Genomic DNA, 18,956 nt, shown 5'->3' with positions numbered 1-18,956 from the left:
TGCATGAAAAACAATCCAGACTCGGTCAACGTCGCTCTCCTTCAAGGATTATGTCCGCTTTGTTCAATGTCGCAGGGCCCCGACCTGCGTAGGCTGCTTGTCATAAAAACTTGATGGTGCGCAAAGGGATCGATCCCCCGTCCATCCGAACGCGGCCGCCACTGCAAACAAGGCCGCGGGCAAACAGCGTGTTCGCCGACCATTCGCGACCCACGATACGAACAGGAAAGCGGAAGAGGGGCACGGGACATGAAGTGCAACGAGCAGCAATCCGGCGTTTCCCAGGCCGATACCATCGGTTTTCTCCTGGTTCCCGATTTCTCCATGATCGCGTTCACCGCGGCGGTTGAGCCTCTCCGCCTCGCCAACCACATCAGCGGAAAGGAGTTGTATCGCTGGGTGCTGCTATCCCCGACCGGCGGCGTCCAGCGGGCCAGCAACGGCATCGGCGTCTGCGTCGACCACACCATCGCCGACTGCCCGCCGCTGTCCACCGTGATGGTGTGCAGCGGCATTGGCGGCCACTGGTACGAGGATCGGGCGATGTTCTCGTGGATGCGGCGTTCGGCCGCCCAGGGGATCGCCTTCGGCGCCCTGTGCACGGCCAGCCATATCCTGGCCCGGGCCGGCCTGCTGAACGGCTATCGCTGCACCATCCACTGGGAGAACATGGCCGGCTTCGCCGAAACCTTCCCGGAGATCGAAGCGACGGGCGAACTGTTCACCATCGACCGCAACCGCTTCACCTGCGCGGGCGGCACCGCCGCCACCGACATGATGCTGCACCTGATCGCCGCCCGCCATGGCGAGAAGCTGGCGATGGACATCGCCGAACAGCTTCTGCACACCAAGATCCGCGCCGGCAGCATCCGCCAGCAGGAGGAGCTGCAAGCCAATCCGGTGCTGGACCACGAGGATCTCCACGCCGCGGTGGCGGTGATGCAGGCCAACATCGAGGAACCGCTGGACCTGCTGACGCTTGCCGCGGAACTCGGCCAATCCCGCCGCAATCTGGAACGGCTGTTCCGCAAATACATGAACTGCTCGCCGGCCAAATACTATCTCGGCCTCCGGATGAAGCGGGCGCGACAGCTGCTGTGCCAGACCCGCATGTCGGTGATGGAGGTGTCGATCAGTTGCGGCTTCATCTCCGCCACCCATTTCAGCAAATGCTACCGCGACCATTTCGGCATCGCACCGCGCAGCGACCGCCAGAGCCAGCGGCACAGCCCGCTCGCCGCCGCACATGAGTTCGCCGGCCTGACCTGACGCCGCGAGCGGGCGGGCGGAAGGTCAAGCGGGACCGGATCGGGGGAAACAGGCATGGGGCGGCGGAAATCGCCAGATTGCTGTCGCTTTCCAACAGATGCCGCCCTCCGGATGTCGGTAAGGTACAAATGCGGCCCGCCCGACACCAGATCCACGCTCGGCCCCGCCGGACAACAGCCAGGAGGACGGCACCGATGCTAGACGCGATTCTTTCCGCCCAATGCGCGCGTGGCCTGACCGCCGCCGGCCCCGGCCCGTCCACCATCCCCGCCGGCCTCTACGAGCTGTTCCTGGAAAACGTCGTCCTGCCCTGCCGGATCGGCGTCTTCGATTATGAGCGTGACGCGCCCCAGCGGGTGCGCATCGACCTGCTGCTGCAGGTGCGCCAGGACGGCGTCCAATTCTCCGACGACATCGGCGATGTGCTCTCCTATGACGATCTGCTGTCCGGGCTGAAGCGGATCCTGATGGACGAGCACACCAACCTTGTCGAAATGCTGGCGGAAAAGATCGCCCGCATGTGCCTTGGCCACGAACAGGTGCAGTCGGCCCGCGTGTCGGTGGCGAAGCTGGACATCTATGACGGCGTCGCGGTGCCGGGCATCCGGCTGGAGCGGACGCGCGACCAGATGCCGGGCCAATCCCCGCCGGCCTCGCGCCGCCCGCTGGTGATCGCAGACCGGCGGATCTGACCCGATGACGGCCAACGCATCGCCTGAGGATGGATCTCCAGCGCCAGCGGCGCGGCCCTGGGTGATCAAGATCGGCGGCAGCCTGTCCGACTGGCATCGGCTGGGAACCTGGCTGGATCTGATCGCCCGGCCCGGCCATCTCCATCCCGTGGTCATCGTGCCGGGCGGCGGGCCCTTCGCCGACGCCGTGCGCGACGCCCAGGACAACTGGCGCTTCGACGACCGGCTCGCCCACCGCATGGCCCTGCTGGCGATGGAACAGTTCGGGCTGATGCTGCACGGCATCTGCCCGACCCTGCATACGGCGGCGACGCGCGAGCGGCTGCGGTCGCTGATCCGGGCGCGGATGCCCGCGGTGTGGCTGCCGTCGGCCATGGCGCTCGACCAGCCCGAGATCGCCGAAAGCTGGGAGGTCACCTCCGACAGCCTCGCGGCATGGCTGGCGGTGGAGCTGGACGCGGCGGCGCTGGTGCTGGTCAAGTCGGGGCCCTGCCCCTGTGCGGCGACCGACGCGGCGTCGCTGGCCCGCGACGGGCTGGTCGATGCCGCCTTCCCGCTCTGGCGCGCCCGTTTCGCCGGCGAAAGCTGGTGCATCCATCGCGACAACCACATCCTGATGGAGGAGGCGCTGGCAGGCCACGCCGCTCCCGGCTGTGCCCTGCTGCGCTGCCCTGAGGTCGAGCCCCTGCCCAGCGTGCGGGCATGAACAGCATCGCTCCCCCGCCGGCACCGCCGCGGCTGGCCTGGGCGCTGACCGGGTCGGGCCACTACATCAAGGAAACGCTCGACCTGATGGCGCGGCTGGCGCCGCTCGACGTCTTTCTCAGCAAGGCGGCCGAGGAGGTGATGCGGATGTACCGCCGCCGCGACGGCAATTTTCCTCCCGGCACCCGCCTGTTCCGCGACCGGGCCGCCAGCGCCCCGCAGATCGGGCGGTTCTATTTCGGCGAATACCACACGCTGGTGGTGGGGCCGGCAACCTCCAACACGGTCGCCAAATGCGTGCAGGGAATTTCCGACACGCTGCCGACCAACGCCTTCGCCCAGGCCGGCAAGTGCCGGGTGCCCTGCATCGTCTTCGCCTGCGACACCGCGCCGGAAATGATGACGGAGGCGCCGCACGGCATGGTGCCGGTCTATCCCCGGCGCATCGATCTGGAGAATGTCGAACGGCTGCGCGGGTTCGAGGCGACCACCGTCGTCGAAACCGTTCCCGAACTCGAATCCGCGCTGAAGGCGCGCCTGCAATGTCTGACCACCTCGTCTTCGTGACCGGAAAGCTGGCGGAGCCGCGCCTGCGGGCGATGCTCGACGGTATGGCGCCCGCTCCCTTCCGCTTCGACGTGGTGCAGATCGGTGTCAGCGTCGCCGCCTTGATGACCGAGGAGCTGATCAGGCGCCGCCTGCCGCCCCCGCCGCCGGCAGCGCGGGTGATCCTGCCCGGCCGGACGCGCTGCGATCTGGCGGCATTGTCCGCTCATTTCGGCGTCGCCTTCGAACGCGGGCCGGAGGAGTTGCGCGACATCCCCGCCTATCTCGGCGGGCGGGCGGCGCAGGCCGACCTGTCCCGCCATGCGGTGACGATCTTCGCGGAGATCGTCGACGCGCCCCGCCGTTCCGTCGACAATCTGCTGGAGACCGCCGCGAGGCTGCGCCGCGATGGCGCCGATGTCATCGACCTCGGCTGCCAGCCGGGCGAGCGGTTCGAGGGGTTGGAGCCGGCGGTCGCGGCCCTTGTCGCCGCCGGCCATACGGTCAGCGTCGACAGCGCCGACCCCGACGAGCTGCTGCGCGGGGCGGCGGCCGGCGCCTCCTATCTGCTCAGCCTCAGTGAGGACACGCTGTGGGTGCTGGAGCGGACGGAGGCCACGCCGATCCTGGTTCCGGCCAAGCCGCGCGACCTGGAGTCGCTGTGCCGCGCCGTCGACCGGCTGCGGGCCGACGGGCGGCGTTTCCTGGCCGACCCGGTGCTCGACCCCATCCATTACGGCTTCACGGACTCGGTGGTGCGCTATCACGCCCTGCGCCGCCGCTATCCCGACATCGGGATGCTGATGGGCATCGGCAACCTGACAGAACTGACCGACGCCGACACCACCGGCACGACGGCGCTGCTGATGGGCATGGTGTCGGAACTGTTGATCGGCGCCGTCCTCACCCTTCAGGTCAGCCCGCATGCCCGCACCGCGGTACGCGAGGCCGACCGGGCGCGGCGGATCATGCATGCCGCCGCGGAAAGCGGCAGCCTGCCGAAGGGCATCGACGACGGGCTGATGGCCCTGCGCGACCGCCGCCCCTACGCCGGCACCCCGGCCGAGATCGCGGAGACCGCCCGCAACATCCGCGACCCTTCCTTCCGGATCGAGGTGGCGGAGGACGGGGTCCATGTCTACAACCGCGACGGCCACCATGTCGCGACCGATCCCTACAAGCTCTATCCCCTGCTCGGGCTGGCGCAGGATGGCGGACACGCCTTCTACATGGGGGTGGAGTTGCAGAAGGCCTTCCTCGCCTGGCAGCTCGGCAAGCGCTACGTCCAGGACGAGGATCTCGCCTGGGGCTGCACGGTGGAGGAAGCGCCGGAAGCGGAGGCAGGCAGCGACCCCCACGGCTTCAAGGCGGCGGGCACGACCTTGCAGGAGCGGCGGCGGGCCTGCGGAAAGGCATCATGATCCTCGAAACCATCGTCACCACGCTGGGCGCCGACGGGACGCCGCACATCGCCCCCTTCGGGGTGACGCGGACGGCGGACGTTCTGGTGATCGCCCCTTTCCGCCCCTCCGTCACGCTCAATGCGCTGGAGGCCACAGGCCGGGCCGTGATCAACTTCACCGACGATGCACGCCTGTTCGCCGGCTGCCTGACCGGGCGGCGGGACTGGCCGCTGGTCCCGGCAACCGCCATCGCCGGGGTGCGTCTGGCCGACAGCCTCGCCCACTGGGAGGTGGAGGTGATCCGGGTCGAGACCGACCCGGTGCGCCCGCGCTTCCATTGCCGGACCGTCCATCGGGAGGCGCATCGGCCCTTCGAGGGCCACAACCGTGCCGCCGCCGCCGTGATCGAGGCGGCGATCCTATGCAGCCGGCTGCACATGCTGCCGTGGGAGAAGGTGGAGCGGGAAATGGCCTACCTTGCCATCGCCGTCGAGAAGACCGCCGGAGAGCGCGAGCGGGAGGCCTGGGGCTGGCTGTCCGACCGCGTGGCGGCTTTCCGCTCCGAAAGTCTCGCCGCGGACGATATGGCAAAACAACAGGTGTCCTCATGATCCGCATGCTCGCCAGCGTGACCAATCCGGTGGAAGCCGGGATCGCCGTGACGGCCGGGGCCGACCTGATCGATCTGAAGAACCCGGACGACGGCGCCCTGGGTGCGCTGCCGGCCAACATCATCGACGCCTGCCTGCGGACGGTCGATGGACGCAGGCCGGTCAGCGCCACCATCGGCGATCTGCCGATGGACCCGGCGATCATGACGGCGGCGGTTTCCCGGACGGCGGCCACGGGTGTCGACATCGTGAAGATCGGGATCGCCGCCGGAGGCGATCCGCACGCCTGCATCGCCGCATCCGCCGAGGCGCGCGGCGCCGCCGCCTTGGTCGGCGTCATCCTGGCCGACCTTACCGCCCCCACCCCCGAACTGGTCCGCGCCATGACCGATGCCGGCTTTATCGGTGTGATGCTGGACACCGGCCTGAAGGATGGCCGCACCCTGCGCGATCATCTGTCGGCCGACGCGCTGGCCGCCTTCATCGGGCAGGTGCGCGAGGCCGGGTTGCTGGCCGGGCTGGCAGGGTCGCTGAGGCTTGCCGACATCGGCGCGCTGGCAGCGCTCCGTCCATCGATCCTCGGCTTCCGCGGCGCGCTTTGCCAGGGCGGCGCTCGGCGCGACGCTATCGACCCGGACAGAGTTGCCGAGGTCGTCCGAAGCGTGCGCAATGCGGTTGCGCTGAGCGAGTGCCTCTGACCCCTGAACGCCTGCACCGGATCCGCTGTTTTCTTGCCGCCCGTGACGGCTCCCCGTGGCCGCTGGGGTGGGTTGCAGCGGGGGCGGGTTGACCCTGCGGGCAACCGATGGTCGATTGCTTGGCCCCGCCAACAAAACCGTCCAGGCTGTTCATGACCATCGAAAGCGCCGCCGGCCGATCCGCCGAGTCATCCAGCGGCGGCCCGGCGGCCACCCGGCCCGAACCTCATCGGACGGACAAAATCCGGACGGAGACTCCGGCGCTGCACCACCCGCTGCTGGTCGCCGTCACCCTCGTGCTGGTGGCGCTGAACCTGCGGCCGGCGCTGTCGAGCCTTGCGCCGGTGATGGGCGATGTGGTGCGCGATGCCGGCCTGAGTTCCGGGCAGGCCGGGCTGCTGACGACCTCGCCCGTGCTTTGCCTCGGCCTGTTCGGGGTGATCGCCCCGCGTCTGGCCCAGCGCTTCGGCACGGAGCGGACGATTTTCTTCACGCTGCTGGTCCTGGGGTTCGGCGTCGCGCTGCGCGGGGTCGGCACTTTCGCCGCGCTGTTCGCCGGGGCGACGCTGGCGGGTGCGGGGATCGGCATCATCGGCGTGCTGCTGCCCGCCGTCGTGAAGCGCGACTTCCCCCGCAAGATCAGCCTGATGATGGGGGTCTACACCATGGCGCTCTGCGCCGGGGCGGCGATTGCCGCGGGGGCGACGGTGCCGCTGGAGAAGGCGCTCGGGCAATGGACCGGCGCCCTGGCCTTTTGGGCGGTGCCGGCGGTGGTGGCGGCAGTGGCCTGGCTGCCACTGACCCGCGGACGCCAGAGCGAAGCCGGCCCCGCCACCGCGTCGGTGCGCGGCTTGTGGAGCAACCGCCTGGCATGGCAGATCACCCTGTTCATGGGGCTGCAATCGGCTTTGGCCTACATCGTGCTCGGCTGGATGGCGCCGATGCTGCGCGACCGCGGGTTCGACCCGACGACGGCCGGACTGATCGTGTCCGGATCGGTGATGGTCCAGGTGGTGGCGGCGCTGGTCGCGCCCATGCTGGCGACGCGGACCCCGAGCCAGAGCCTCGCCGCCGTCTCGATGCTCGGTTGCAGCCTCGTCGGCATGGTCGGCTGTCTCTACGCTCCGCTCTGGACCATCGCGCTGTGGGCGGCGATCCTTGGCATCGGCCAGGGCGGGGCCTTCGCCGTGGCGCTGACCCTGATCGTGCTGCGCTCGCCCGACAGCCGCATCGCGTCGCACCTGTCGGGCATGTCGCAGAGCGTCGGCTACACGCTGGCGTCGGGCGGCCCGTTTCTGGTCGGGCTGCTGCATGGCTGGAGCGGCGACTGGCACGCCTCCGCCCTGCTCTTCGTCGTGATCGCGGTGGTGGCGGGCGTCTTCGGCTACCTCGCCGGCCGCCCCCGCCAACTCCGCCTCTGATCACGCGCTCCGCTCAGTCGTATTGCGTCGGGCGGCGGCCGCGCGGCGCCGCGAAGGGCGAGATCGACCGGTGCAGGAACCGGCCATCGCCCGCCTTGCCGGTCTGCACGCCCTTGTCGATGATGACGGTGCCGCGCAGCAGGACGGTTTCGGGCCAGCCCGTCACCTCCATCCCTTCATAGGGCGTGTAGTCGGCCCCATGGTGCATCAGATCCTGGGTGATCGTCACCTTGCGGTCGGGATTCCACAGCACGAGGTCGGCGTCCGCCCCGATGGCGATGCTGCCCTTGCGCGGGGCGAGGCCGTACATCCGGGCATGGTTGGTCGATGTCAGGGCGACGAATTCCTGCAAGGAAATCCGCCCCTTCCCCACCCCTTCGGAGAACAGGATCGGCAGCCGGACCTCGACGCCGGGGATGCCGTTGGGGACCCATTTGAAGGCCGTCCGCTCGCCCTGCTTCTTCTTGCCGGCGGGGCTGTCGAATCGGAAGGGGCAGTGGTCGGAGGAGAAGACCGAGAACAGCCCCGATTGCAGGCCGGTCCAGCAGGCGTCCTGGCTTTCCTTGTCGCGCGGCGGCGGGCTGCAGACGTATTTGGCGCCCTCCATTTTCAACCCCTTCAGGTCGTCGGCCGTCAGGGTCAGATACTGGGTGCAGGTTTCGGCATAGACCTTGAGGCCGCGGCTCTGCGCCCAGCGGATCTGCTCGATGGCGTCGGCGGACGAGACGTGGACGATCATGATCGGCACGTCGACGATCTCGGCGAAGGAGATGGCGCGATGGGTCGCCTCCCGCTCCACCGGGATCGGACGGGATTCGGCGTGGTAATAGGGATCGGTGCGGCCGGCGCGCTCCAGCCGCTCGGTCAGGAACTTGATGGCGTCATAGCCTTCGGCATGGACCATCACCAGCGCCTTCTCGCGCCGGGCGACGTCGAACACCTCCAGCAGCTCGCGGTCGTTCAGCTTCAGGTCGTCATAGGTCATGAACACCTTGAACGAGGTGTAGCCGTCCTGCACCAGCGCCGGCAGTTCCTGCCCCAGCACCTGCTCGGTGGGGTCGGAGATGATGAGGTGGAAGGAATAGTCGGTCAGGCACTGGCCTTCCGCCCGCTCGTGATAGGTCTGCACGGCGGCGCGCAGCGAATGGCCCTTTGGCTGCAATGCGAAGGGGATGACCGTCGTGTTGCCGCCGAAAGCCGCGGACAGCGTGCCGCTGCGGAAATCGTCGGCCATGATCGTGCCGTCGTCGCCGTCCTGCGCGATGTGGACGTGGCTGTCGATGCCGCCCGGCATCACCAGCCTGCCGGAAGCGTCGAGGACCTGTCCGGAGGTGTCGAGCCGTTCGGCCAGCGCCACGATGCGGCCGTCCTTGATGCCAATGTCGCAGCGGCTGACATCGGCGGCCGTGACCACCGTGCCGTTGCGCACCACCAGATCGAACTCAGCCATGTGCCTGATCCTGTTCCAGATGTGATCGGTCGGTCATCCTCGGGTCGTCCCGGCACTCACCGCTGCGGCATGGCACTGCCGAGGGCTTCGATGAGACGGTCGACCTCGTCCAGCGTGTTGTAATGGACCAGGGACACGCGGATCACGCCGTTGACCGCAGCCAGCCCCAGCGTCTCGACCAGGCGCTTGGCATAGAAATCGCCGAAGCGGATACCGATCATCGACGCATCGACCGCGCTCACCACCTCGTCCGACCGGTATCCGTCGACCACGAAGCTGATGGTCGGGACCCGCAGGGAGCGGTCGGCCGCGGAATGGCCGATGACCTTCACATCGTTGCGTCCGCGCAGATAGGCAAGCAGCCGTTCGGCAAGCGCCTCCTCATGGGCGGCGATGGCGTCGAAGGCAGCCTCGATCCTGGCCCGGCGCGGTCCTGTGGCGCCGCAGCGCTCACCCAGCTCGGCAAGGTAATCGACGATGCCGGTGCAGCCGACGGCGAGTTCGTAATTCACATTGCCGGGCTGGAGCTTGTAGGGGATCACCGAACGGTCGATGAAGTAATGGTTGAGGCTGGGCAGCGCCGCCAGATGCTCGTGCTTGCCGTAGAGAACGGCGAAATGGGGACCGTAGACCTTGTAGAAGCTGAAGACATAATAATCGACATCCCAGCCGGCCACATCCACCGCGCGGTGCGGGGCATAGGCGACGGCATCGACCAGCAGCTTGGCGCCGTGCCGGTGCACCAGCCGGGCGATGTCGGCCACCGGATTGATGGTGCCGAGGATGTTCGAGGCATGGGTGACGCAGACGAGCCGCGTGCGACCGTTCAGCAGCGGTTCCAGATCGTCCAGCGCCAGTTCCAGGCTGTCGGGGCGGACCGCCCAGGTCCGGATCACGGCGCCCTTCTCTTCCAGCTTGCGCCAGGGACCGATGTTGGCCTCGTGGTCGCAGTTGGTGACGACGATCTCGTCGCCGGGCCGGATCTGGTCGGCCATCGCCGCCGACAGGGTGTAGAGCAGGGCCGTGGTGCTCCCGCCCATGACCACCTCGTCCGGCCGGGCGGCGCCGATCAGCTCGGCGATGTCGGCATGGGCGTCGGCGACCCGCGCGCCGGACTTGCGCGACACGGCATAGCTGGCCCCCAGCTGCACGTTGCTGGTCAGCAGATAATCCCGGATGCGGTCGGCGACGCGCGTCAGGGTCTGGGAACCCCCGGCATTGTCCATGAAAATCCAGTCGCCGGCGAGCGCCGGGAACTGCGCGCGGACAAAGGACAGATCGAGCGGGGAGGTCGTCACGTTCGACACGGGTTCGGTTCCTTCGGTCAGATCGCCGCGGCGTGGTCGGCGACCAGCAGCGGCACGGACAGGGAGACGATGCGGCAGTCGGCGTTGGGATCGGGGGCGCGCCACATCATCATGGCGAAGTCGGCGGTCTCGTCGAGAGCCACAAGCGGACAGTGCCAGACCCCTCCCGCATAGGTGATCGCCTGATCGGGACCGGCGACGAAGGCGCGGGCGGTCTCCGGATCCGGCTCGCCCCCATCGTCGGCGAGGGCGGCCACCACCAGGAAACGCCCGCCGGTCATGGGGACGAAGGTCTGGCTGCTAAGCGGATGCTGCTCCATCGCCGTCACGGCGAAGGGCATCTGCGAAGGCGTTATACGGTAGAGCGCCAGCACCGGCGGCAGCGGCTCACCGGCGAATCCAAGGCCATGCTCGGCGTCGTAGCGGATGCCGCGCCCGTCATTGACCAGGGACGACCTGCCCATGCCGGCGGAAAGCACCGTCCCGAACGGGGCGAAGGCGTCGCCGGTCAGCGGCATCGCCGGGATGATCCGGGCGGCGCTCAATGGTTCAGGACCGCTTGCAGGAAGGCGCGGGCGCGCTCCTCCCTGGGTGCGGAGAAGAAGGCTTCCGGCTTCGCCTCCTCGACGATCTGGCCGCGCTCCATGAAGATGACGCGGTCGGCCACGCGGCGGGCGAAGCCCATCTCGTGGGTGACCACCACCATGGTGACACCGGTACGGGCCAGCGACTGCATGACGTCCAGCACCTCGCCGACCATCTCCGGGTCGAGCGCCGAGGTCGGCTCGTCGAACAGCAGGATTTTCGGTTCCATCGCCAGCGCGCGTGCGATGGCGACGCGCTGCTGCTGGCCGCCCGACAGCTGGCCGGGGAACTTGCCGGCCTGTTCGGCGATGCCGACGCGGGTCAGCAGCTCCATCGCCCGCTCCTCGGCGGCATTCGGTGCCAGCTTGCGCACCCGGATCGGCGCCAGCGCGACGTTGCGCAGCACGGTCATGTGGGGGAACAGGTTGAAGCTCTGGAACACCATCCCGACCTCGCTGCGGACGGCCGCCAGATTGGGGCCGGGCCGGACGGCGACATTGTCCACCGTCACGGTTCCGGAATCGTAGGTCTCCAGCAGGTTGATGCAGCGGATCAGGGTCGATTTCCCCGACCCCGACGGGCCGAGCAGAACGACCACCTCGCCCTCCGCGACATCGAGATTGATGCCGGACAGGGCGCAGAAGCTGCCATACATCTTGCGCAGGTCGCGGATGGCGATGATCGGACGGGCGGCGGATGGCGCCCTGCCCGCTTCCCCCGCTTGGATATCGTTGATCTGCATGTCAGCGGCGCTCCCTGGCGAAGTGTCGTTCCAGCGTTCCCACGGCGCGCACCATCGGCAGGAGCAGCAGCACATACAGCGCGGCGGCGCCGATCAGCGGCGTCGGGTTCGCCGCCAGCGCCTGGGCCTGGGTCGCCTGCTTCAGCAGGTCCGGCATCGCGACGACGGAGGCAAGCGCGGTGTCCTTCATCACGTTGATGCAGTTGCTGGTCATCGGCGGAATGACGATGCGGACGGCCTGCGGCAGGACGATGTCACCCATCATGCTCCAGTAGGACAGGCCAAGCGCCTGGCTGGCCTCGAACTGGCCGCGGGGGATCGCCTGGATGCCGGCCCGCAGGATTTCCGCGCTGTAGGCGGCGCTGACCAGCGACAGGGCGGTGGTGGCGGATGCGAAGGGGGAAAGCCGAATGCCGACGAACGGCAGGGCGTAATAGACGATGACCAGAAGCACCAGGATGGGAATGGCGCGGAACAGGTCGATGTAGAACACCCACAGTCCGCTCAGGGCCGGCGGGCCGTAGAGACGCAGAAGAGCGAGGGCCAGGCCGCCGATCAGGCCGAGCACGATGCTGAGGATCCCCAGCGACAGCGTGGTGCCCAGCCCCATCAGCAGGAGCGGCAGCGCATCCCACAGCACCCTTCCGTTGAAGAAGGTGTCGATCAAGTCCATGAGGGAATGTCCAGGCATGGGCCGGGCACGCGCAACTCAGGCGCCGTGTGCCCGGCCATGGGATCCGATGACGGGGTGTCCAATGGCGGGGAGACGGTCCGCGCTCAGGACTTCTTCGGGATGTCGAGAACCTTGACGGTGCTGCCGTCGGCGTCGGGCTTCACGCCGAACCACTTCTCGTGCAGGGCGGCCAGGGTGCCGTCCTTCTTCATCGCGGTGATCTGGTCGTTGACGGCGGGCAGCAGCGGGCTGTCCTTGGCCAACATCACGGAATAGCGCTCGCCGGTCGGAATGCGCTGGACCACTTTGAACTGCGGCTTGTCCTTGGTGTAGTAGAGCAAGGCCGGGATGTCGCTGATGTAGCCGTCCAGGCGCCCGGCCCCGAGGTCGAGCATCGCCGGCTGGAGCCCCTCGTAGCGGCGGATATCGCCGAAACTGTATTTGGCCTGATTCTGGTTGGCCCACATGTCGCCGGTCGAGCCGGTATCGACGCCGAGCGACTTGCCCTTCAGGTCATCGACGCTCTTGAGCGGGGTGTTCGCCCGCACGGTCAGCGACTGGTCGCTGTCATAGTAGGGCTGGGCGAAGGAGACCGACTCCAGCCGCTTGTCGGTGATGGTGATCGACGAGATCGCCATGGCGATCCGGCCCGACTGGACGGCGGAGAACAGGCCGTTGAAGGGGATGTTGACGATCTCCACGGTCTTGTCCAGGCGCTTGGCCGCCTCGTTGACCACATCGATCTCGAAGCCGACGAACTTGCCGGTCGCGTCCTGGAACTCCCACGGGACGTTGCCGATGTTGGCGCCGACGGCGAGGTCGGCTGCATGGGCCGGTGCGAAGCCGCCCCAGACGGTGGCGGAGGCCGCGGCGAAGAGAGCGAATTTAAGAATCTGTCTGCGCATGGCTGTACCTGCGTCTCCCTGCATGGGTGGGTGAATGCCTGACGCGAATCCCTGAAAGCCGGTTTTGTCGTTTTCTTTGGTCTGAGAGGCCATACCGGTCTGACCAGTTGGATTGCACGCCCTTTCTGGGCTATTGTCAAGGCGTCGCGTGGGGCACCCCGGCAAGAGCAACGACAGACAGGGAACGGCAGGATGCGTGGACGGCTGTTGGTGCCACAGGCGGCGGTCGAGAAGATCCGTCGGATCATCGACGAACAGGGACTGCGTCCGGGCGATCAGCTTCCGCCCCAGCGCGAGCTTGCCGAGAGGCTGAGCATCAGCCGGGCATCGTTGCGCGAGGCGCTGTCGGCGCTGGAAACCCTCGGCCTGATCCGGATCGAGGTGGGGCGCGGCGTCTTCCTCACCGATGGAAAGCCGCCGGACCCGGTCGCCGCCTGGCGCTTCGCCGACCTCTATTCGCCCCGCGAGGTCTACGAGGCGCGTCTGGCGTTGGAGCCCCACGCCGCCCAGCTCGCCGCCATCGCCCTGCCCGGCACAGCACTCGACACGCTGGCCAGCACGCTGGTGCGGATGCGCACCGCCTTCGAGGCGCATGACTTCGCCCAGGCCGGGGTGGAGGACAGCAAATTCCATCACCTGATCGTCGAAGGCTGCGGCAACCGCATGGTCTTGGACCTGTTCCGCACGGTCGACGCGGTGGTCACGGAAATCCAGACGCTTCCCTTCGCCCAAGAGGATCGCATCTGGGAAACGCTGGAGGAGCACGAACGGATTTTAAGAGCGTTGCAGACGCGCGACGGCGCCCGCGCGGCGCAGGCGATGTCCGATCACATCACCGGTGCCGCGGGGCGCCTGGGCATTCTGCTGGGTGCAGGAAAAGCTGCCGAACCGGTGGCCGGTAGCTCCCTGTAGGGGATCGGCTCAGCCCGCGAACCAGCGGGCTGGGACCATCACCAGCGACGGGAACAGCACCAGCAGGGCCAGGACCAGCAGCTGCGCCAGCAGGAAGGGCCAGACCCCGCGCATCAGGGCGCCCATGTTCAGTTTCGCCACGCCGGCCACCACGTTCAGCACGGTGCCGACCGGCGGCGTGATCAGGCCGATGGCGTTGTTGATGATGAACAGCACGCCGAAATAGACGGGATCAATGCCGGCCTGCTTGATCACCGGCATCAGGACCGGGGTCAGGATCAGGATGGTCGGCGTCATGTCCATCGCCGTCCCGACGATCACCACCAGCACCATGATGGCGGCCATCAGCAGGGTCGGGCTGCCCATGAAGGGTTCCAGCATGTCGCCGACCTGGGCCGGCAGGTTGGCGATGGTGATCATCCAGGCCGACACCATGGCGGCGGCGACCAGGAACATCACCACCGCGGTGGTGGTGGCCGCCGAAGCGAACAGGTCGAACAGCTGCGACGGCTTCAGCTCGCGATAGACCACCACGGCGACGAACAGCGCGTAGACCGCCGCCACCACCGCCGCCTCGGTGGGCGTGAAGATGCCGAACTTCAGGCCGAAGATGATGATGCCCGGCAGCATCAGCGCCCAGAAGCCGTCCTTGACCGCCACGGCGACCTCGCCCTTCGTCGCGCGCGGCGGCGGGGCCAGATTCTCGTGACGGACCACCAGCCACCAGGCGGCGACCAGCCCCAGGCCCAGCATCAGGCCCGGAAAGATGCCGGCCAGGAACAGCTTGGTGATCGACACGTTGGCGGCGACGCCGAATAGGATGAAGCCGATGCTGGGCGGGATGATCGGCGCGATGATGCCACCGGCGGCGATCAGCCCGCAGGAGCGCGCCTTGTCATGGCCGGCCCGCACCATCATCGGAACCAGCAGGGCCGACAGGGCGGCGGCATCGGCCACCGCCGACCCGGACAGGCTGGCGAGGATGCAGGAGGCGAGAATGGCGACATAGCCGAGCCCGCCGCGGATATGGCCGACCAGCGCCATCGCCACGGCGACGATGCGTCGCGACAGGCCGCCGGCATTCATCACCTCGCCCGCCAGCATGAAGAAGGGCACGGCGACCAACGGGAAGCTGTCGGCGCCGTTGACGACGTTCTGGGCGACGATCTGGGCGTCGAACAGGTCCATATGGAACATCAGCGCCACGCCGCACAGCAGCAGCGCGAAGGCGATCGGCGTGCCGATGGCCATGGCCCCCAGCAGCGAGCCGAGGAAGACGGTGACGGTCATGGAAGGAACTCCTTGCCGCTCGGGCTATCTGGGAATCAAGCGTGCCGGCCGGTGGGCGCATGGGTGGCGTCGACCGTTTCCTCGGACTCCGTCACCGTGATCAGCTCGCCGTCCTTGAGGCGGCCGGTGAGCGCGCGGAGGAGGTTGAAGGCCAGGATCATCAGCGCCAGGACGCCGAACACAACGCCGGAGCCATAGAAGAACCCCATCGACAGGCCGGTGGCCGGCGCCGTCACCGACAGGTTGATCAAGGTCTGGTCCCAGCTGCCGCCGAGCAGCAGCCCGGTCGCGTAGATCATCAGCAGATGGCTGAGGCAGAAGCAGACCAGCCGCCCCGTCCTGGGCAGGAGGGCGACCATGGTGTCCATGCCGAGATGGCCATGCTTGTGCAACGCCACCACCGCGCCCATGAAGGTCATCCAGACGAAGAGAAGCCGCGACAGCTCCTCCGACACCGTGATGCCGCTGTTGAAGCCGTAGCGCAGCACCACGTTGCCGAACACCAGCACCAGCATGCCGGCCAGACAGGCCACGATCGCGACCTTCAGAACGAAGACATACCCGTCGATGAAGCGGCCCATCCGTTCCTCCCTTTAAACTCTTTTCGTTCAGGACCCCGTCAGGTCATTCGGCCGGCAGGGCCGCGATTTTGGCGCGGAAGGCGTCGGTGCCGACGACCACCTTATCGAGCACCGCGTCGAGCGCCCAGAAGCGTTCGCGCACGTCATACTGGATCACCCGGCAGCGGATCGACCCGAAGGTGCCGAGGCGCTGGTGGTACATCTTGGCGAAGGCCGGATAGCCCAGGCTTTCCGACACCGCGGCCACCACCAGGAAGGTCGCCAGCTCGACCGCCAGCTCGGGATGGCGGTCGCCATGCAGCCGCATCCAGCGGTAGAGGTCGGGGTGGATGTTGGTGAAAACGCCGGTGAAGCCCGGCGACCCGGCCCGCATGGCGTCGCGCGCGATGGCGGCGTTGGCGTTGATGATGGCGAGGCCGGAGCCCTCGGCGATCTTCAGCCGGCGCTCGACCGTCGGCAGATCGCAGCTGACGTCCTTCAGCAGGACGAAGCGGCCGCTGTCGATGCACAGCCGCAGTTCCTCGTCGCTCAGCAGCCGGCGGTAGGGCGCCGGGCACTCGTAGAGGCCCAGCGGAATGTCGCTCGGCAGCCGCTCCAGCAGATGGGACAGGTGACGGCGGAACGCCTCGGTTCCCTCGTTCTTCGGGTCGAGGTGGTTGGTCACCAGAACCAGCGCGTCGCCACCGGTGGCGGCCATCGCCGTCAGTTCCTCGACCTGGGCGTCGAGGTCGTCGCTGATATGGCCCGACACCACCACCGGCACCCGGCCGGCGACGGCGGCGACGACGAATTTCGCCAGATCCACCCGCTCGGCCAGAGACAGGAACTGCATCTCGCTGGACTGGCAGACGGCGAACAGGGCGTCGGCGCCGTTGGCCAGATACCACTCGATCAGGCGGGTCAGCCCCGGATAATCGATCTCGCCGGCATCGGTGAAGGGGGTCAGCATCACCGGGATGATGCCGTCAATGCGCTGCGCCATGGGAAGACTTCCAATCGGGAGGGAATGCGAAAGCAAGGGAATGGAGCACGAAACCGAAGCTCGTGGCCTGTCAGGCGACCGCCAGCCCGCCGAGTGCTCTGTCGGTTTCCGCCGCTGCCGGCAGGCTGGCCTGACCGCCGGCCCGCGTGCAGGACAGCGAGGCGGCACAGGCGGCGCGGCGGATGGCGGCGGCAAGCGGCCGGCCGAGGTCCAGTTCGGCCGCCAGCACGCCGACGAAGCAATCGCCGGCCCCGGTGGTGTCGCGCACCGCGACGGCGGGAGCCGGCTGCCGGCCGCTGCCGTCCACCGCCGACCATTCGACGCCGTCGCCGCCCAGAGTGCGGATCACCGTGCCGCCCAGCACGGCGCAGAGCGACGGCGCGTCGCCGGCACAGCCGAGATGGCTGCCGAGCCATTCCGCCTCATCCTCGTTCACCACCAGGATGTCGACGGACTTCAGCACGGGCCGTGGCAGCGGCGCCGCCGGAGCGAGATTCAGGATCACCCGTGCGCCGAGCCGGCGGGCGCGCAGGATCAGCGCCGCGGTCTCGCCGGGATCGGACTCCATCTGCACGATCAGAGTGGTGGCGGGCGAGAGAAGCGCGTCCTCCACCTGATCGGTACGCGCCTGGAGGTTGGCCCCGCCGGCGACGACGATCTGGTTGCGGCCCGCCGCGTCGGTGCAGACGGCGGCGGTGCCGGTCGCCCGGTCTGTCACCGCAACGCGGGACAGATCGACACCGGCGCCGCGCAGACCGCTCAACGCGGTTTCCTTCAGCCCGTCGCCGCCGACGGCCCCGACCATGGTCACCGCGGCGCCGTCGCGGGCGGCGGCGACGGCCTGGTTGGCCCCCTTGCCGCCGGGATGCAAATCCAGCGACCGCGCCAGCAGGGTCTGCCCGGCAAGGGGCAGATCCTCCATGGCGAAGATCATGTCGAGGTTGATGGATCCGAAGACGACGATCATGGCTCTGCTCCGCTGCCTTACCGCACCGTCACTGGGCGGCGCGCGCCTTGGCGATCTCGGCCTGGGCCTGCGCCATCAGGGCGGGATCGACCTTCTGCGAGAACTTCTCGACCACCGGGCGGATCTTGGCGCGGAACTTCTCGACTTCCGCCGGGGCCAGCTCGGTGACGGTCATGCCCTTGGCCTTCAGCTCGTCCACGGCCTTGCTCGCCTGCTCGCGCGAGACGCGGCGCTCGTAATCGCGGGCCTCCAGCGTGGCGTCCTGGATCAGCTTGCGCTCGTCCTCGTTCAGCTTGGCCCAGAACTTGGCGCCGACCAGCACAGCCTGCGGGTTGTACATGTGGTTGCTGAGCGTCAGGTACTTCTGCACCTCGTTCAGCTTGGCGGTCAGGATGCTGGGGGCCGGGTTCTCCTGGCCGTCGACCGTCTTGCTCTCAAGCGCGGTGTAGACCTCCGGGAAGGGCAGCGGCACGGCGTTGGCGCCCAGCGTGTTGAACAGGTCGATGTAGATCGGCGACTGCACGACGCGGATCTTCAGGCCGGCGATGTCCTCGACGGTGGCGATCGGACGGCGGCTGTTGGTCAGCTGGCGGAAGCCGAGCTCCCAATAGCCGAGACCGACCAGCCCCTTGGCCGACAGCTTGTCCAGCAGGGTCTTGCCGACCGGGCCGTCCATCACGGCGTCGGCAACCTTCGGCGAGTCGAACTGGAACGGCAGGTCGACCATGACGAAATTGTCGTCCAGGCTCGACAGCAGCCCGGCATTCAGCACCGTCATCTCGACGATGCCGCCCTGGAGCGCGGAGATCATCTGCACGTCGCCGCCCAGCACGCCGTTGGTGAAGAGCTGGACCTTGATCTTGCCGCCGCTCTTCTCCTTCACGATCTCGGCGAACTTCGCCATGCCCAGCGCCAGCGGCGACCCGTCGGCACCGGCGCTCGCCAGCTTCATGGTGTGCGCGCCGATCTCCGCCGCATTGCCCATGCCGCTGAACAGCAGCATGCCTGCCGTGACGGCGCTCGCCAGAACTGCCTGAAGACCGTTGCGCATACCATTCCTCCTGATGCGGCCCGTTCGTCGGCGGGCCTTCGCGGGTTGCCATGGAAAAACGGGCCGGGAGAGTGAGCGCGTCACAGGGCCGGCGCCATTGATGTAAGCGCTTACATAGATCGCGTCACGGACTGATGCAACAACAAACTTGACGTGGCCTGGGAGA

The 18,956-nt window shown here is 68.0% G+C and carries 20 protein-coding genes; 9 read left to right on the top strand and 11 right to left on the bottom strand.

Going from position 1 to position 18,956, the window contains the following annotated elements:
• The first annotated feature begins 249 nt into the window (after positions 1-249).
• From ABNQ39_RS15685 to ABNQ39_RS15650, 8 genes are all read left to right on the top strand, one after another.
• Positions 250-1,269: a GlxA family transcriptional regulator gene (locus tag ABNQ39_RS15685; protein WP_376961443.1), complete on the top strand. Its 1,020-nt coding sequence runs from the start codon at positions 250-252 to the stop codon at positions 1,267-1,269.
• A gap of 194 nt (positions 1,270-1,463) precedes the next feature.
• A complete protein-coding gene (locus ABNQ39_RS15680) occupies positions 1,464-1,961 on the top strand; it encodes a dihydroneopterin aldolase (protein WP_376961441.1) in 498 nt (165 codons plus the stop codon).
• 4 nt (positions 1,962-1,965) lie between these two features.
• On the top strand, positions 1,966-2,667 hold the full coding sequence (locus ABNQ39_RS15675; protein ID WP_376961439.1) for an amino acid kinase family protein: 702 nt from the start codon (positions 1,966-1,968) through the stop codon (positions 2,665-2,667).
• Entirely contained in the window at positions 2,664-3,233 is a 570-nt protein-coding gene (locus ABNQ39_RS15670) for a flavoprotein (RefSeq protein WP_376961437.1), read from the top strand. Before ABNQ39_RS15675 ends, ABNQ39_RS15670 begins: the two co-directional genes overlap by 4 nt.
• Positions 3,209-4,633 carry a DUF6513 domain-containing protein gene (locus ABNQ39_RS15665; protein ID WP_376961435.1) on the top strand — a complete coding sequence of 475 codons (1,425 nt, stop codon included), beginning with the start codon at positions 3,209-3,211 and terminating at the stop codon, positions 4,631-4,633. Before ABNQ39_RS15670 ends, ABNQ39_RS15665 begins: the two co-directional genes overlap by 25 nt.
• Positions 4,630-5,226, top strand: a complete 597-nt coding sequence (locus ABNQ39_RS15660; protein WP_376961433.1) for a DUF447 domain-containing protein — start codon at positions 4,630-4,632, stop codon at positions 5,224-5,226. The genes ABNQ39_RS15665 and ABNQ39_RS15660 overlap by 4 nt, the downstream gene beginning before the upstream one ends.
• The gene (locus ABNQ39_RS15655; RefSeq protein WP_376961431.1) at positions 5,223-5,924 is read left to right on the top strand and encodes a (5-formylfuran-3-yl)methyl phosphate synthase; all 702 of its coding nucleotides are present in this window, start codon (positions 5,223-5,225) and stop codon (positions 5,922-5,924) included. Before ABNQ39_RS15660 ends, ABNQ39_RS15655 begins: the two co-directional genes overlap by 4 nt.
• A 152-nt stretch (positions 5,925-6,076) precedes the next feature.
• Positions 6,077-7,345: a CynX/NimT family MFS transporter gene (locus tag ABNQ39_RS15650; protein ID WP_376961429.1), complete on the top strand. Its 1,269-nt coding sequence runs from the start codon at positions 6,077-6,079 to the stop codon at positions 7,343-7,345.
• A 13-nt stretch (positions 7,346-7,358) separates the two neighbouring features.
• Here ABNQ39_RS15650 and hydA read toward each other — a convergent pair whose 3' ends face one another.
• From hydA to ABNQ39_RS15620, 6 genes are all read right to left on the bottom strand, one after another.
• On the bottom strand, positions 7,359-8,795 hold the full coding sequence (gene hydA / locus ABNQ39_RS15645) for a dihydropyrimidinase (protein WP_376961427.1): 1,437 nt from the start codon (positions 8,793-8,795) through the stop codon (positions 7,359-7,361).
• A gap of 56 nt (positions 8,796-8,851) precedes the next feature.
• Positions 8,852-10,102, bottom strand: coding sequence for a cysteine desulfurase-like protein (locus ABNQ39_RS15640; protein WP_376961425.1), 1,251 nt, complete (start codon positions 10,100-10,102; stop codon positions 8,852-8,854).
• Between the two features lie 17 nt (positions 10,103-10,119).
• Positions 10,120-10,647, bottom strand: a complete 528-nt coding sequence (locus ABNQ39_RS15635) for an ureidoglycolate lyase (protein ID WP_376961423.1) — start codon at positions 10,645-10,647, stop codon at positions 10,120-10,122.
• Entirely contained in the window at positions 10,644-11,429 is a 786-nt protein-coding gene (locus ABNQ39_RS15630) for an amino acid ABC transporter ATP-binding protein (protein WP_376961421.1), read from the bottom strand. Before ABNQ39_RS15630 ends, ABNQ39_RS15635 begins: the two co-directional genes overlap by 4 nt.
• Before the next feature lies 1 nt (position 11,430).
• Complete coding sequence (locus ABNQ39_RS15625) at positions 11,431-12,102, bottom strand: amino acid ABC transporter permease (protein ID WP_376961419.1); 672 nt, start codon at positions 12,100-12,102, stop codon at positions 11,431-11,433.
• 104 nt (positions 12,103-12,206) lie between these two features.
• A complete protein-coding gene (locus ABNQ39_RS15620; protein WP_376961417.1) occupies positions 12,207-13,007 on the bottom strand; it encodes a transporter substrate-binding domain-containing protein in 801 nt (266 codons plus the stop codon).
• A gap of 192 nt (positions 13,008-13,199) precedes the next feature.
• Here ABNQ39_RS15620 and ABNQ39_RS15615 point away from each other — a divergent pair, with 192 nt between their 5' ends.
• Positions 13,200-13,919, top strand: coding sequence for a FadR/GntR family transcriptional regulator (locus ABNQ39_RS15615; RefSeq protein ID WP_376961415.1), 720 nt, complete (start codon positions 13,200-13,202; stop codon positions 13,917-13,919).
• A gap of 9 nt (positions 13,920-13,928) precedes the next feature.
• On the opposite strand, the gene ABNQ39_RS15610 is transcribed toward ABNQ39_RS15615, so the two are convergent.
• The 5 genes from ABNQ39_RS15610 to ABNQ39_RS15590 all read right to left on the bottom strand — a co-directional run bounded on the left by ABNQ39_RS15610 (position 13,929) and on the right by ABNQ39_RS15590 (position 18,790).
• Entirely contained in the window at positions 13,929-15,209 is a 1,281-nt protein-coding gene (locus ABNQ39_RS15610) for a TRAP transporter large permease subunit (RefSeq protein WP_376961413.1), read from the bottom strand.
• A gap of 35 nt (positions 15,210-15,244) precedes the next feature.
• Complete coding sequence (locus tag ABNQ39_RS15605) at positions 15,245-15,790, bottom strand: TRAP transporter small permease (protein ID WP_376961411.1); 546 nt, start codon at positions 15,788-15,790, stop codon at positions 15,245-15,247.
• 43 nt (positions 15,791-15,833) lie between these two features.
• Positions 15,834-16,772, bottom strand: a complete 939-nt coding sequence (locus tag ABNQ39_RS15600) for a dihydrodipicolinate synthase family protein (protein WP_376961409.1) — start codon at positions 16,770-16,772, stop codon at positions 15,834-15,836.
• A gap of 70 nt (positions 16,773-16,842) precedes the next feature.
• Positions 16,843-17,739 (bottom strand): ribokinase, encoded by an 897-nt coding sequence (locus tag ABNQ39_RS15595; RefSeq protein ID WP_376961407.1) that lies wholly within the window; start codon positions 17,737-17,739, stop codon positions 16,843-16,845.
• Between the two features lie 28 nt (positions 17,740-17,767).
• On the bottom strand, positions 17,768-18,790 hold the full coding sequence (locus tag ABNQ39_RS15590; protein WP_098738441.1) for a TRAP transporter substrate-binding protein: 1,023 nt from the start codon (positions 18,788-18,790) through the stop codon (positions 17,768-17,770).
• Between the last annotated feature and the right edge of the window lie 166 nt (positions 18,791-18,956).

Source organism: Azospirillum sp. A26 (assembly GCF_042604635.1).
Classification (GTDB): domain Bacteria; phylum Pseudomonadota; class Alphaproteobacteria; order Azospirillales; family Azospirillaceae; genus Azospirillum; species Azospirillum palustre.
This window is presented reverse-complemented; position numbering and strand designations above follow the sequence as displayed.

Coding starts and splice junctions, on each gene's coding strand:
- ABNQ39_RS15685 (WP_376961443.1), top strand. CDS start 250: ATGAAGTGCAACGAGCAGCAATCCGGCGTTTCCCAGGCCGATACCATC.
- ABNQ39_RS15680 (WP_376961441.1), top strand. CDS start 1,464: ATGCTAGACGCGATTCTTTCCGCCCAATGCGCGCGTGGCCTGACCGCC.
- ABNQ39_RS15675 (WP_376961439.1), top strand. CDS start 1,966: ATGACGGCCAACGCATCGCCTGAGGATGGATCTCCAGCGCCAGCGGCG.
- ABNQ39_RS15670 (WP_376961437.1), top strand. CDS start 2,664: ATGAACAGCATCGCTCCCCCGCCGGCACCGCCGCGGCTGGCCTGGGCG.
- ABNQ39_RS15665 (WP_376961435.1), top strand. CDS start 3,209: ATGTCTGACCACCTCGTCTTCGTGACCGGAAAGCTGGCGGAGCCGCGC.
- ABNQ39_RS15660 (WP_376961433.1), top strand. CDS start 4,630: ATGATCCTCGAAACCATCGTCACCACGCTGGGCGCCGACGGGACGCCG.
- ABNQ39_RS15655 (WP_376961431.1), top strand. CDS start 5,223: ATGATCCGCATGCTCGCCAGCGTGACCAATCCGGTGGAAGCCGGGATC.
- ABNQ39_RS15650 (WP_376961429.1), top strand. CDS start 6,077: ATGACCATCGAAAGCGCCGCCGGCCGATCCGCCGAGTCATCCAGCGGC.
- hydA (WP_376961427.1), bottom strand. CDS start 8,795: ATGGCTGAGTTCGATCTGGTGGTGCGCAACGGCACGGTGGTCACGGCC.
- ABNQ39_RS15630 (WP_376961421.1), bottom strand. CDS start 11,429: ATGCAGATCAACGATATCCAAGCGGGGGAAGCGGGCAGGGCGCCATCC.
- ABNQ39_RS15625 (WP_376961419.1), bottom strand. CDS start 12,102: ATGGACTTGATCGACACCTTCTTCAACGGAAGGGTGCTGTGGGATGCG.
- ABNQ39_RS15620 (WP_376961417.1), bottom strand. CDS start 13,007: ATGCGCAGACAGATTCTTAAATTCGCTCTCTTCGCCGCGGCCTCCGCC.
- ABNQ39_RS15615 (WP_376961415.1), top strand. CDS start 13,200: ATGCGTGGACGGCTGTTGGTGCCACAGGCGGCGGTCGAGAAGATCCGT.
- ABNQ39_RS15610 (WP_376961413.1), bottom strand. CDS start 15,209: ATGACCGTCACCGTCTTCCTCGGCTCGCTGCTGGGGGCCATGGCCATC.
- ABNQ39_RS15605 (WP_376961411.1), bottom strand. CDS start 15,790: ATGGGCCGCTTCATCGACGGGTATGTCTTCGTTCTGAAGGTCGCGATC.
- ABNQ39_RS15600 (WP_376961409.1), bottom strand. CDS start 16,772: ATGGCGCAGCGCATTGACGGCATCATCCCGGTGATGCTGACCCCCTTC.
- ABNQ39_RS15595 (WP_376961407.1), bottom strand. CDS start 17,739: ATGATCGTCGTCTTCGGATCCATCAACCTCGACATGATCTTCGCCATG.
- ABNQ39_RS15590 (WP_098738441.1), bottom strand. CDS start 18,790: ATGCGCAACGGTCTTCAGGCAGTTCTGGCGAGCGCCGTCACGGCAGGC.